General features: G+C 57.4%; 10 protein-coding genes. 1 reads left to right on the forward strand and 9 read right to left on the reverse strand.

Annotation, left to right across the window (positions count from 1 at the left end; all coding sequences use genetic code 11):
• The first annotated feature begins 246 nt into the window (after positions 1 to 246).
• On the forward strand, positions 247 to 1473 hold the full coding sequence (locus tag L861_RS19495) for an MFS transporter (RefSeq protein WP_016418373.1): 1227 nt from the start codon (positions 247 to 249) through the stop codon (positions 1471 to 1473).
• Here the strand turns inward: L861_RS19495 and glsB are convergent.
• From glsB to L861_RS19540, 9 genes are all read right to left on the reverse strand, one after another.
• Positions 1470 to 2381, reverse strand: a complete 912-nt coding sequence (glsB, locus tag L861_RS19500; protein ID WP_016418374.1) for a glutaminase B — start codon at positions 2379 to 2381, stop codon at positions 1470 to 1472. The genes L861_RS19495 and glsB overlap by 4 nt on opposite strands.
• Before the next feature lie 124 nt (positions 2382 to 2505).
• Positions 2506 to 3972, reverse strand: a complete 1467-nt coding sequence (locus L861_RS19505) for an alanine/glycine:cation symporter family protein (RefSeq protein WP_016418375.1) — start codon at positions 3970 to 3972, stop codon at positions 2506 to 2508.
• A gap of 347 nt (positions 3973 to 4319) precedes the next feature.
• Entirely contained in the window at positions 4320 to 5729 is a 1410-nt protein-coding gene (locus tag L861_RS19510) for a sigma-54-dependent transcriptional regulator (protein WP_016418376.1), read from the reverse strand.
• 43 nt (positions 5730 to 5772) lie between these two features.
• Positions 5773 to 7512: a transporter substrate-binding domain-containing protein gene (locus L861_RS19515; RefSeq protein ID WP_016418377.1), complete on the reverse strand. Its 1740-nt coding sequence runs from the start codon at positions 7510 to 7512 to the stop codon at positions 5773 to 5775.
• A gap of 391 nt (positions 7513 to 7903) precedes the next feature.
• Positions 7904 to 8872, reverse strand: a complete 969-nt coding sequence (locus L861_RS19520) for an alpha/beta hydrolase (RefSeq protein WP_201766440.1) — start codon at positions 8870 to 8872, stop codon at positions 7904 to 7906.
• Positions 8873 to 9009: 137 nt separating this feature from the next.
• The gene (locus L861_RS19525) at positions 9010 to 9393 is read right to left on the reverse strand and encodes a cyclophilin-like fold protein (protein WP_201766441.1); all 384 of its coding nucleotides are present in this window, start codon (positions 9391 to 9393) and stop codon (positions 9010 to 9012) included.
• A 224-nt stretch (positions 9394 to 9617) separates the two neighbouring features.
• On the reverse strand, positions 9618 to 11957 hold the full coding sequence (locus tag L861_RS19530) for a xanthine dehydrogenase family protein molybdopterin-binding subunit (protein WP_016418380.1): 2340 nt from the start codon (positions 11955 to 11957) through the stop codon (positions 9618 to 9620).
• Complete coding sequence (locus L861_RS19535; RefSeq protein ID WP_016418381.1) at positions 11954 to 12421, reverse strand: (2Fe-2S)-binding protein; 468 nt, start codon at positions 12419 to 12421, stop codon at positions 11954 to 11956. Before L861_RS19535 ends, L861_RS19530 begins: the two co-directional genes overlap by 4 nt.
• A 164-nt stretch (positions 12422 to 12585) precedes the next feature.
• The gene (locus L861_RS19540; RefSeq protein WP_016418382.1) at positions 12586 to 13479 is read right to left on the reverse strand and encodes a LysR family transcriptional regulator; all 894 of its coding nucleotides are present in this window, start codon (positions 13477 to 13479) and stop codon (positions 12586 to 12588) included.
• Between the last annotated feature and the right edge of the window lie 112 nt (positions 13480 to 13591).

The following is a 13591-nucleotide window of genomic DNA, read 5'->3' on the forward strand; positions in this document are numbered from 1 at the left end:
GAGAGAAACGCGCATTATCGCACATTGGTCATCGGCTTCGCACTGCCACGGCAGTTCTTCCATAGCTTTTGCCAATCGAGCTGATAGCCGAAAGTTCTTTTAGACTTTAGTCGTAATCTGCGAAGATCGCTGACTTCCAATGCAGCGCCGGTGGTCTCTTGGCCGTACCGGTGCTTCGTCTGTGCCTCTTTGCCTCTTCCGGGGCGGCCGGCCCTGCTCACCCGCCCATGGAACTGGAGCCGACGTATGCATGATTCCACCAACGCAGTGCAATCTTCCACCGCATCTCGCCCACGTCTGGCCGAGCTGGCGTTGGCTCTTGGCGGCTTCAGTATCGGTACCACGGAATTCGTGATCATGGGCCTGATGAACCGTGTGGCGAATGACTTACAGGTGGCGGTGCCCGATGTGGGCTATGCCATCAGTAGTTACGCCTTGGGCGTGGTGGTGGGGGCGCCCCTGATCTCGGCACTGGCGGCGCGTGTTCCCAGGCGGACGTTACTGATTGGCTTGATGCTGTTCTTCGCTCTCAGCAATCTGGCCAGCGCTTTTGCTCCAGGGTTCTGGTCGTTCGTGTTCCTGCGCTTCCTGTCCGGCTTGCCTCACGGCGCCTATTTCGGTGTGGCCGCGCTGGTCGCCGCAGCGGCGGTGCCGATCACCGAACGAGCGCGTGCGATCAGCCGTGTCATGTTGGGGCTTTCCACCGCGATCCTGATCGGGGCACCCCTGGCCACCTGGGCCGGGAACCTGCTCGGCTGGCAGGTCGCTTTCATCGGGGTGGGTGGAATTGCCCTGCTTACCGCGTTATTGGTGCGGTTGTGGGTACCGGTGCAGCCCGGCCTTCCTGGGGCTAGCGCGAGGCGTGAGCTCTCCGCGCTGGTCAAGCAGCGCGTGCTGTTCACCCTGGGAGTGGCCTGCATCGGTTTCGGTGGCATATTCGCGGTGTTCAGCTACGTCATTCCTACGCTCACCGAGCAGGCTGGCATGAGTGAGGCGCTGGGGCCGCTGGCACTGGTGGTGTTTGGTATTGGCACCATCATCGGTAACCTGGTTGGTGCCCGGGCGGCGGACCGTAACCTGATGCGCGCGATTCCCAGCATCCTACTGTGGTGCCTAGTGGTACAGGGACTGTTCTTCGTTGCTGCCAACTTCGTGTGGCTGGGCATACTCTTCGTTGGGCTGGTCGGCACGGGAATCGCGTTGGGGCCAGCGATCCAGACACGGCTCATGGATGTGGCGGAGGATGCCCAGACCATGGCAGCGTCACTCAATCATGCCGCTTTCAATAGCGCCAATGCACTTGGCGCCTGGCTGGCCGGTATCACGGTCAAGCTCGGTTTCGCCTGGTCCACCACAGGATTGGTGGGGGCTGCGTTGGCAGCCGGTGGTCTGCTGATCTTTTACCTGGGGCTGCGGGCGGAACGTGTCGCGACCCTTACGGCGTGTCGTTGCAGCGAAACGGGAGTGGACTAACGTCCGAACTCGCATCCCATCTCGTTGGCGAGCAGCTCCAAGGCATATTGGGCCGCCACCGAGTTCCCGTTTTCATCAAGGGCTGGGGACCAGGCGCAAACTGTCATCTTGCCCGGCACGATAGCGATGATACCGCCACCGACACCACTCTTGGCCGGTAGACCCACACGGTAGGCGAAATCACCAGCAGCATCGTACATGCCGCAGGTGAACATGATCGAGTTGATCCTGCGTGCCAGGTCGGCGGCGATGAACTGCTCGCCCATGGCCTGGGCATGTCCGTCCGCGGCCAGATAGTTCAATGCGATGGCAAGGTCGACACAGCTCATTGCCAGGGAACAACAGGAAAAATAGGAGTGAAGTACCTGGTCGACATCGTTGTCGATGTTGCCGAACGCCTTCATCAGATAGGCCATGGCGGCATTCCGGGAGCGATGCTGCCATTCCGATTCCAGCACGCGTGCATCGATCAGGATCGACTCGTTACCGGACAGTCTTCGGGCAACGTCCCGTATGTGTTTTGACGGCGTGGCAAAGGCGCTGACCAGACGATCGGCCACCACGATGGCGCCAGCATTGATGAAAGGGTTGCGAGGCTTGCCCCGTTCCGCTTCGAGCTGAGTGAGGGAGTTGAATGGCATTCCCGATGGATTGAGACCCACGCGCTCCCATAACGTGTCTTGGTAAACGCGTAGCGAGAGAGTCAGCAGGAATACCTTGGCGATGCTTTGTACCGAGAACGCGTCCCGTGCGTCGCCTGCGGCGTACACCTGTCCGTCGTTGGTGCAGACCGCGATGCCGAATTTGTTGGCATTCTGTTCCGCCAGTGCCGGTATGTAGTCGGCGACACGTCCTGTCCCGAATTTGGCCCTGGCCCGTTCGTTTATTTCATCCACCAATTGCTGCATCGTTACCATAATCCCGAACATGCGTTCACGTGTTTCACGTGACGTGCAACGAAAGCGATAAGTGGCCCGGAGCTGGCATAGCCAGATTCCGGGCCGAATGATGAAATGTGGGTATTGAGGCCGCTTAGTTGGAAGGAGGGCTAGCGGCTTGTGTCCGCTGTACTCGTTGCAGGTCCTCAGGTTCGATGTCCCACGCAGCCGGATCGATGTCCAGATCGGTGAACTTGCTGGCATCGAAAATGGGTTGCTCGATACCCGCCTTGATCTGGTCGTCGAAGTCACGCATGAAACGCAGCCCGGGCTTGATCAACATGATCAAGGCAACGAGGTTGGCCAGTGCCAGGAAGCCCATGGTCACATCGGCAAAGGCGAATACCGTGCCCAGGTCGGTGATCGCTCCCCAAGTACACAGGCCAATGACCGCAACCCGGAAGATATTGAACAACAACTGGTTCTGGTTGCTGAAGAAATTGAGGCTGTTTTCCCCCAGATAGTAGTTGTAGAGGATGGTACTGAAGCCGAACAGCAGCAGTGCGATGCTGACGAAGCTACGTCCCCACTCGCCCACATGATCGGCCAGGGAGGCTTGGGTCAGCGCTACCCCATTGACTTCGGCACCGGCTGCCGGATCGTAGACACCGCTGAGCAGGATGATGAAAGCGGTAGCGGAACAAATGATCATCGTATCGATGAATACCGAGAATGCCTGGACGATACCCTGGTTGGCCGGGTGTGGCACATAGGCGACGGCGGCGACGTTCGGAGCGCTGCCCAGGCCGGCTTCATTGGAGAAAAGGCCGCGCTTGACCCCCATCAGGATAGCCGCGCCGATGCCGCCGCCGATGGCTGGCTCGAGACCGAAGGCGCTATTGACGATCAGCAGGATCGCATCGGGAATTCGGGGCAGATTCAGGGCCAACACCACGATGGCGATCAGTAGATAGCCACCCGCCATTACCGGCACCAGAACTTCCGCAACGCGGGCGATGCGCTTGACGCCACCGAAGATGATCAGGCCCACGACCAAGGCCAGGCCAATGCCAGTGTAGAAGACGGGGACACCGAAGGCGTCACCGAAGGAAGTCGCAACAGCGTAGGATTGCAAGGCGGTGAAACCGAACCCGAAGGTAATCAGCAGCAGCACGGAATACAGGCTCGCAAGCCACTTCCACTGGCTGCCCAGCCCTTTTGAGATGTAGTACGCCGGGCCACCTCGATAGGTACCATCCGGTTCCGCCGTCTTGTAGGCCTGGGCGAGGGTGCATTCGAGATAGCTGGTAGCCATACCCATCAGACCGATCACCCACATCCAGAAGATGGCACCCGGGCCACCCAGGGTGATCGCCACCGCGACACCGGCGATATTACCACCGCCGACACGGCCGGCCACTGACAACACCAGAGCCTGGAAAGAACTCAAGTGGCCGTGTTTGTCCCGCTTGAACGCCTGGCTGGCACTCAGGATCCGGAACATGCGGCCAAAATAACGAAACTGGACGAAACGGGAGAACAGAGTAAAGCCGATACCGACCGCAACCAGCAATGCGATCAATACTTTTCCCCAGAGAATATCGTTGACGATATCCAGCATCATGAATCTCCATCCGTAGTTGTTGTAGGCAGGGAAAGCGATGCAGCCCATACCATAGCTGCCGCCATCATTGTTGTTGGCATGGTGGGTCGAACCTCTTGCTCGCACATGTTCAGGCCCGCAATTTGCGGGCCAGTTCATAGAGAGCAAAGACCATGCCAGTCAAGAAATATGATCTAACGCATTGTTATTGAAGAGATATTTTTGGCAGGTCAATAGATGGCGCAGGATGAAGGGATATAACCAGGGATCTAAGTTGTCGGGAAAAAATATGAAAACTTATGCCAATACAGCTAGTTATGGCGATCTATAACAAAAGTTATAAATGCCGCCCAGGTTATAGGGGTTCAGCCCCGCATCTTTTTCAACCGTTTGCTCAGCGCCGGCTGGGAGATGCCTAGCAAGCGCGAGGCGATGGACTGATTGCCTTCGGCGCGCTGCATCGCTTCCTGCACTAGCAGATCGGCCACTTCATGCAGTGTTGGTAGAGACGCGTCGACTGAGAACACGTCCTGCCTGGCGGCAAAATGCGTTTCCGTATCCAGACTCGTTTGGTGGATGGTGCGTTTGAAAACGTCCATGGATAGCGTTCTGGATTTATGGACGCTCATGGCATCGAAGACCATGGCGCTCAGTTCGCGCACATTGCCGGGAAAGTCGTAATTGGCAAGCAATACCGGCAGTTCCTGGGGATACGTCGGTTTGTTCTTGCCGAGCTCTTCAGCTGCCTCCTCAAGGAAGTGCTCCAGTAATAGCGGGATGTCCTGTTTGCGATGTCGTAGTGGTGGAATATGGACTTGGTGCGTGCGCAGTCGGTAGTAGAGATCCTTGCGAAACTCCCCTGCCAGCTGCTTTTCGCTCAAGTCCTGGTGAGTCGCTACGATGACTCGTGCTTGCATGCGCTTGGGACGGTCGCTACCGAGAGGGTAGTACTCGCTTTCCTGCAGCAGGCGCAGCAGTTTCACTTGCGAGGACATGCTGAGATCGCCGATCTCGTCGAGGAAGAGGGTGCCATCTGCCGCCTGCTCGATCATCCCGGCACGTGCTTGATCGGCGCCGGTGAACGCGCCGCGTTGGTGGCCAAACAGCGTATCGGCGAAGACATTGTCATCCAGCCCCGCCACGTTGACGCATACCAAAGGCCCCTGGCGCTCGCTCAAGGTATGGGCTGCACGGGCAATCAGCTCCTTCCCCACGCCGCTTTCACCGGTGATCAGTATCGGCTGGCTGGTCGGAGCCACTGATTCCAGATACTGGAAAACCGAACGCATGCCTTTGTCACCGGTGGTGATATGAGCGAACGCCTCAGGGTGCTCCAGGGTATCGTTGAGGAAGCGCTTGCGCAGCTCCTGGTTCTCACGCTTCAGTTCCTGAAGGTGGATGGCCCGTTTGATCCCCTCGATCAGGCGGCTCTCCTCGTCGGTCTTGACGAAATAGTCGAAGGCTCCGAGCTTGATGCAGTTGACGGCCGTTTCCACCTGGTTCAGGCCACTGATCACGATGACGCCAATGTCCGGGTGCTCTTCGACGATCTGCGTCAGAAGCCGTTCGCCCGACACGTGCGGCATGGTGAGGTCGAGGGTCACCAGGCCGATGTTTTCCCGGGCCAGCGTTTCCATCACCTCGCGACTGTCCTGGCAGCGGTGGATATGAGTGATGCCACCAGAGCGCTCCAGCGCAATGCTCAGGCTGCGCAGAAACGAGGGTTCGTCATCGACGAGCAACAGGCCGAATGAGGGGTACAGGTTCTTCGTCATTGGGCACATTACCCACCTACTGTCAAAATGCCGTGGTTACCATTCAACTCGACACTGGGTGCTGAGACGCCTCGTCGAGTATCGGTTGCGATGATGCCGGAAGCGCGAGGGTAACGATCGTTCCTTCACCTGGCCAGGAGTCAAATTCCAGGCTGCCATGATGCTCGCGAACGATTCCAGCGGAAACGGATAGCCCCAGTCCGGTGCCGCCACACTCGCGCCGGGTGGTGAAAAAAGGGTCCGTCAGCAGGTTGAGCGACTCGGGGTCGATGCCTCTGCCTTGATCGCGGACTTCCAGTACCACGCAATTTCTTGCGTGATCATAGCGTGTCGTCAGAAAGATGCCCTGGTCCATGCTGTCCAGGGCCTGGCAGGCGTTCAGCACCAGATTGATCACTACCTGCTCGATACGCTGAGCGTTGCCCTTGAGCGGTGGCAGGTCCGTGGCGTAGTGCGTCTCGAAGCGGCAGGTGGCCTTGCGAATCGAGTTGTCGACCAGGCGGATGGCGGTGGTCACCACCTCGTTGAGGTTCAGGGTTTCGCCCAGGTCGGTGTTTCCCTGCCGCGCGAAATCCTTGAGATCGCCGACGATGCGCTTGATGCGCTGGGTGCCTTCCAGCATCTCGTCGATCATGAAGGGTATCTCCTCGCGCATCCGCGAATATGCCAGCCCTCCGAGCGTGAAATCGCCATACGTGCGGTAGTGCTCTTCGAGAATCGGCTCGGCATCGGCGTAGGCATCGCGCAACACCGGCAGGTTCAGCAATAGTAGGCTGCTGGGATTGTTGATCTCGTGTGCCACGCCGGACACCAGAATGCCGAGGGAGGTCATCTTGTCGGCCTGGATCAGTTGCTTCTGATGCAGCCGCAGCTCCTCGGTGCGGCTTGCCACTTCCTTCTTGAGCATTCGATTCCAGACCACGATACCGCCCAGGATCAGCAACAGGAGTCCGGAAACGGCAGCGCCCACCTGGCCGATCTTCTTCCAGGGAATGCCATCTGAGCTTTCCAGAGGGCCCAGCCATTTGTCGTAGATTTCCTGATGTCGGCCAGTGTTCTTCAGAATGGCTAGCCCTTCACTGAACTGGGCGAGCAGGTTCGAATCGCCTTTCTTCACCGCGTAGCCATAACGCAACGAAAAAGGCTTCGCTATCGGTACGATGTTGGTCAGCCCCAGTTCTCGGCTCAGGTAGAGTGCCGGCAAATTGGCCACCATGGCGTAGTCGTGCTGGCCAGACGCCAGCGCTCGCAGCGCATCGGCATGGGTATCCACGGTGATCACCTTGGCCCCGATGTCATGCTCGATCAGGTAGTCGTGCATGATATCGCCACGCTGGACGATCACTTCCTTCCCTCGCAAGCCTTCTACGCCCACTACCGGGTCACCGCGTCGGGCGAAAATCGATTGATGCACAATGGCGTGAGACGGCGCGAAATCGAATGGCTTGTCGCGCTCTTCGGAGTAGGACATGCCCTGGAGTGCGTCGATCTCGCCATTTTCCAACCGCTCGCGCATGTCGCCCCAGGTGCCCAGCTCGATCCGCACATCGATTCCCATGACCTCGGCAATGGCATGGGTCAGCTCCACATTGTAGCCGGCAGGCTGGCCATCCTCGTCGAGAAACTCGTAAGGCGGATGGTAGTGATCCCCGCCGACGACGATGGTGTCGCTGTCGTCACCCGCGGGGGAGGGTGACGACTGTCCCCAACTCTGCAAGGGAAGCAATGCGAGGCAGGCAGCGATTGCCACCAGCCACCGCGTCACTCGATGTTCAATCCGCATCCAGATCCTTGAAGTTCTTCTTTGTATATCAATGAATTGAGATATCGGCTCGCCCTGGTCGCCAATCGCTCCTCATTGTACTCCCTACTGCCTTGTCGTTCTCCAACTTTGGCCTTTTGGGACAGTTGCCCTATGTGGATTTCGGAGCTCACGTTCAAGTCGCGGGGGTGACCATAGATTTTGTATTGGGCGGATGCAGGTTCTGAGTGCAACATCACTATTGAAGTGGCGTTGGCACGTTGAGGTATCAGGGTGAGTACACCTGACTCGTGGTGGTCGTGCACTCATAACGATCCCTCATTTTGGGATGAATCCAAAATGAGGGATTGAAGAACTTCTCACGGGGGAGGCAGAAAGTCGGGATATCAACGAGCGCCACCTCGGCCAGCTGTTACAGCTTCAAATGACTTTGGAAAAACGCTTCCAGTTTATCAAATGGGATCAGGTCGACACGGTCATACAGATCCACGTGGCCTGCGTCCGGGATGATCACCAGTTCCTTGGGCTCAGCAGCTAGTCGGTAGGCGTCTTCGCTGAATTCGATGGAATGTGCATTCTCACCCGCGATGAACAGCATCGGGCGTGGCGAGATCGTCTCGATGTCCTCGAAAGGATAGAAATTCATGAATTTGACGTTGCTGGTCAGTGTCGGATGGGTGGTCAACTGCGGCGATGAACTTTCCGGTGTGTATTCGCCCCGTGAAGTACGGTAGAAATCGTAGAACTCGCGCTGGATGGGATGGGTGTTCTCGTCCAGTTCATGCACGGTGCCGCTGGTGTACTGGGTCTCACCACCGGTGAACTCCACGTAACGCTGCTCTGCAGCCTCGGCAATGATCTGTTTTCTTTGCTCAAGGGTCTGTGATTCGTTCAGTGCGTGCCGGTTTGCGGCTCCCATGTCGTACATGCTTACCGTGGCGATCGCCTTCATGCGCGGGTCTATTTTCGCGGCGCTGATCACAAAGCTGCCGCTGCCGCAGATGCCGAGTGCACCAATACGCTCACGGTCAACAAATGCCCGGGTTCCGAGGAAATCCACTGCCGCGCTGAAATCTTCGGCGTAGATGTCCGGTGAGACCGCGTTTCGCGGCTGGCCTTCGCTCTCACCCCAGAAAGAGAGATCCAGGGACAGGGTCACGAATCCCCTTTCAGCCATCTTGGTGGCGTACAGGTTCGCGCTTTGTTCTTTTACCGCTCCCATGGGATGTCCAACAACGATGGCAGGATGCTTCTCTGCCCTATCGAAGTCTCTGGGAATGAAAAGGTTACCTACCACTTCCATCTGGTACTGATTCTTGAAGGTGACCTTTTCTACCGTCACTTGATCACTCTCATAAAAATTATCGGCACCATGAGACATATCGGCTCCCATTGCATTGAATGAACTGAAAATCAGACTGAATAAAACGAAAAGCTTTCTCATAAATGGATTACCTGGTTCGATTGATAGATTGAGGAAGGGGCAAGGAAAGACCGTCGAATACGGTTTGAATGGCTCTAATCAGCTAGGGTGATGGTTACTGTGAATGTTGGGGATTGGCTGAGTACTTCCAGCCCCGACGTAATGGATCCGAGGTTTATCAACGACCTAGAGTAAACGAAGTCCTTGTAGTAAAGCGCCAGATTCCCCCATGGCGCATAGTAGGCAAAGGTTCCGACCTGAGGGTCGTATCCGTCGGGCGCCCCTTCCGTAGACAACCTGCGCGGTAGATAACTGATTTTTTCTGTCCCGTTGTGATCTTCGAAGGTCAATGTAAGGGGAAGTTGAGACAGGAAGTCTCGTGTGGTGGCAGAATCTTCCAGTGCCACCACTATGTCCTGGCCCTCAACATTCAGGACAATCTCAATGTTGCCTTGTGTGCTCTCGTTCTGTGCTTGCACTGATTCACTCCCTGCCCAAGCAATACCTGCAAATCCCAGGTAGGAGACGATAAAAAGCCCGCTGCCTAGCATCCAGATTGGTCTATGGATTAGATTCATCGTGTGGAGAACCAGCATTGTTGTGAAATGATGGTTGTCATTCTAGGAAGCGGGCTGGCTTTGATATAGGGGGTTTAGGTACAAGGAGCCATGCACAGAATTCATGGATCGACTTTGTACAGGCCTCAACTCAACTGGTTACCCACAGGGAGACGCCGGATGCGTTTTCCTGTTGCGGCGTGGATGGCGTTGCAAAGTGCCGGAGCGACTGGCGGAAGCCCAGGCTCCCCCACCCCGCCGGGTGCGATATCCGGATTGTCGTTGATCAGGTGTACCCGTATCGCTCGGGGCGCATGACGCATGCGGGCAAACTCATACTGGTGGAAGTTATCCTGCTGGACGCGGCCTTCCTCCAAGGTGATTTCACTCTGTAGCGCAATACCAATCCCCATCACGCAGGCCCCCTCCATTTGGGAGCGTATACGCTCAGGGTTAACCTGCGGTCCGCAGTCGAAGGCGATATCCGTGCTATGGATGATCAGGCTGCTGTCATCCTGTACCTCAACGTCAAACACCACGGCCGCGTACGAGGCGAAACTATGGTGGACAGCCAGGCCCATGCCTCGTCCTGCCGGCCGTTGCTTGCCCCAGCCGGCTTCAGCCGTTGCTTTCTCGACAACACCGCGCAGGCGGCCGACATCGATCGGGTAGAGATCGGGACTTTCACCGTAATTCCAGTCGTCGCCAACGGCTTGGGGATTGATCTCGCGTGCCGGCCCCAACAGTTCCAGCAGGTAATCCCTGTGATCTCGTCCCGCTGCTTCCGCCATCTCTGCTACGAAGCTTTGAATGGCAAAGGCGTGCGACAGATTGTAGACGGCCCGGAACCAGCCAATGCGCACATGGGCGGATGCGGGCGGATTCTCAAGCTGAATTGCCGGAATATTGAACGGAAGGGTATTGAACCCCATGCCCAGCTCGAAATTGCCTTTATGCATGGGGTCTTCGGCAAACAGTGAGCTGATACTTGGCGACAGGGTTCTGTGTCGCCAGCCCAGGGCCTTGCCGCCGGCGTCGAGGCCCGCCTCCAGGCGGTCAACGGAGAGGGCATGGAAATAGGCGTGGTGCAGGTCATCCTCGCGGGTCCATTGCACACGAACCGCGCGGCCCTTATATGCTTTTGCCAGTTCCGCCGCCTCAAACACGAAATCCGGTTTGGATTTGCGGCCGAAACCGCCACCAAGCAGGGTGACGTTCACCGTCACCGCATTGGGTTCCAGTCCCAGACGTTGAGCAACGCCGTCGTGAGCCGCCTGCGGATTCTGCAGCGGCGCCCAGACTTCCGCATGCCCATCGGACATCCGGGCGATGGCAACGGGCGGTTCCATTGGGGCCTGTGCCATATGCGGCATGTAATAGCTTGCCTGAACCCTGGTTTCGGCATTGCCGAGTGCCGATTCGATATCCCCCTCGGAGCGAATGACTTGCCCGGCCGATTCGGCACGCTGCATCAGCTCTTCGGTGAAGACCCTGGTGTCGTAGCTGGCATTGTCGCCGGCGGGGCCATTGTCCCACTCGATCTTGAGCGCGTTGCGTCCCTGAATGGCTGCCCAGGTATTTTCTGCCAGTACTGCAACGCCTCCCAGCGGCTCGAATCCACCGGGTTGGCGAGTGCCATCGATTTGTCGTATATCGACAACACCGGGCACTTTCCTGGCCTCGGTCTGGTCTACGCTCGCGACTTCAGCACCGTATATGGGTGGTCGGGCGACGACGGCGTACAACATGTCGTCAAACCCAACGTCCGCGCCATACACTGCCTGGCCGGTCACGATCTCCTGACCATCGATCGCCAACGGGCGTTGCACCTTGTCGCCAGTTACATTCTGTTGAGGTCCGGTTTCCTTGCCCAGATAACGCCAGGCCTCCCTCGGCTTAAGCGTGAGCGTTGAGCGCTCAGGCACAGGCAGCTCGCGGGCAGTCCGCGCGAGCTCGCCAAACGCAAGTTTCCGACCAGTGGGCTCATGCACCACGACGTGCACCCCGGCCTGGCATTCATCCACGGGCACACCCCAGCGCTGGGCCGCGGCCTGTTCCAGCATGGTCCGCGCTGCCGCTGCTGCGCGTCGCATGGGATCGAACCAGTGACGCATGCTGCGTGAACCGTCGGTATTCTGGTTGCCGTATTTGTCGTGATTGCCCGGGGCCTGCTCAACACGAACCCGTTGCCAATCCGCACCCAGCTCATCGGCCGCCACCATCACGAGGCTGGTACGAATGCCCTGCCCCATCTCGGCTCGATGGTTGACGATGGTGACCGTGCCATCCTCGTCGATTCGGATGAACACGTTCGGATCGTCCACCCAGCCACCGGGCATGGCTTCGGCGCCGTATGGTTTTTCCTGTTGCGCCAACGCCAGATCCCATTTGGCCGCGAGGACCAGGGCACTGCCGGCGGCCAATCCCTTCAGGAAGCTGCGGCGGCTGACATTCTCCAGAATCAGACTGTCGGAAGACCGGTTCATGCCCGTTTCTCCCCTGCTTCCGCTGCGCGATGGATAGCCTGGCGAATCCGGGTGTAAGTGCCGCAACGACAAAGGTTGCCGCTCATGGCATCGTCAATCTGTTGATCACTAGGATTGGCATTCTGCTTGAGAAGGCCGGTAGCGTTCATGATCTGTCCACCCTGACAGTAACCGCACTGCGCAACGCCCAAATCCAGCCAGGCTTCTTGCACTCGTCGGCCTATCGGATCCATTTCAATCGCTTCAATGGTTGTCACAGACTTGCCTTCGACGCTCGAAACAGGTGTCACGCAGGAGCGTGTAGCCTGACCATCAACATGAACGGTACAAGCGCCACACAGGGACATGCCACAGCCAAACTTGGTACCGGTAAGCTTCACAACGTCCCTCAATGCCCACAACAGGGGCATGTCGTTTGGCACGTCCAGCTTGTGTTCCTCTCTGTTGATGGTAAGGGTCACCATTGGCTCTCTCCCGTTATAGTCGCCTCGCGCCAGGTCTTGCTCGGCAAAACACGTTCAAATCCCGTCAGAGTCTAGTTTGCGCATCAAGCAAATCCATACCCTGGAACTGCATGGACCTATGCACCGAATTCATTGATCGGCGAACGAACCGAAGGCACACTCCGTCAGTCCCGGTAACGCAACCGATCAATGACCAAGCGGAAGGCAGAACTGATCTGGCGGCGGCCCGAATAACACAAATGGTACCCGTCGAAGGGCGGGCACCAGTCGGCAAGCACCCGGCGCAGCTTGCCATCCTCGATATCGTCGATGACCTCGGGTTCAGTCACAAAAGCAATTCCATGCCCTTCTTTGGCGGCATCAATGCACAAATCGCTCTCGCTGAAGATCAGCGGCCCGGAAACCTTCTTGACGATGGCCTCTCCCTCTTTCTCAAACTCCCAGTCATACGCTGGCGCATGCGAGCTAAAGCGCAGTGAAAGACAGGCATGGTCATCCAGGTCGGAAGGGTGTTTTGGAACGCCGTGCTTTCGGAAATACTCTGGCGCAGCTACGGCAACCATCCGAATCAGTGGACCAATTTTCACTGCGATCATATCGGGACTGACGAATTCACGGAGCCGCACGCCCGCATCAAATCGATCCTCGGCCAAATCTGTCAGACGACTTTCCAGATTCAATTCGATCTGAACTTCCGGATAGTCACGCACGATCTGGGAGATTTTTGGCCACAAAACCGCACGGGCGGCAGCCTTGCTCGCCGTCAGCCGCACCAGGCCCCGGGGTGCATCACCCAGCATGCGAATTTCCTCGATGCGGGCATTGATCTGCCCAAAGCTGGGGCGTAACGCATCCAGCAGCTTCTCACCAGCATCGGTGGTGGATACTCGCCTTGATGTTCGGTTCAACAACTTGAGCCCTATGGATTCCTCCAGTCGCCGAACCGTGTGACTGACAGCGGATTGGGATAACCCCAAACGTACGGATGCCCGTGTAAAACTGCGTTCCTCCGCGACCGCCATAAACACCACTAGATCGCCTAGTTCCTCCCGCATCATTCATGACCTCTGTAGCATGTTCTTTCAGTTTACCCCGCCCGAGAAGGGGATTTAGCACTTTATCTATGCGCAGAGTTCATTGTTTCTATGAGTCGAACATGATTGTTGCAGG

It is taken from the genome of Litchfieldella anticariensis FP35 = DSM 16096 (assembly GCF_000409775.1).
Classification (GTDB): domain Bacteria; phylum Pseudomonadota; class Gammaproteobacteria; order Pseudomonadales; family Halomonadaceae; genus Litchfieldella; species Litchfieldella anticariensis.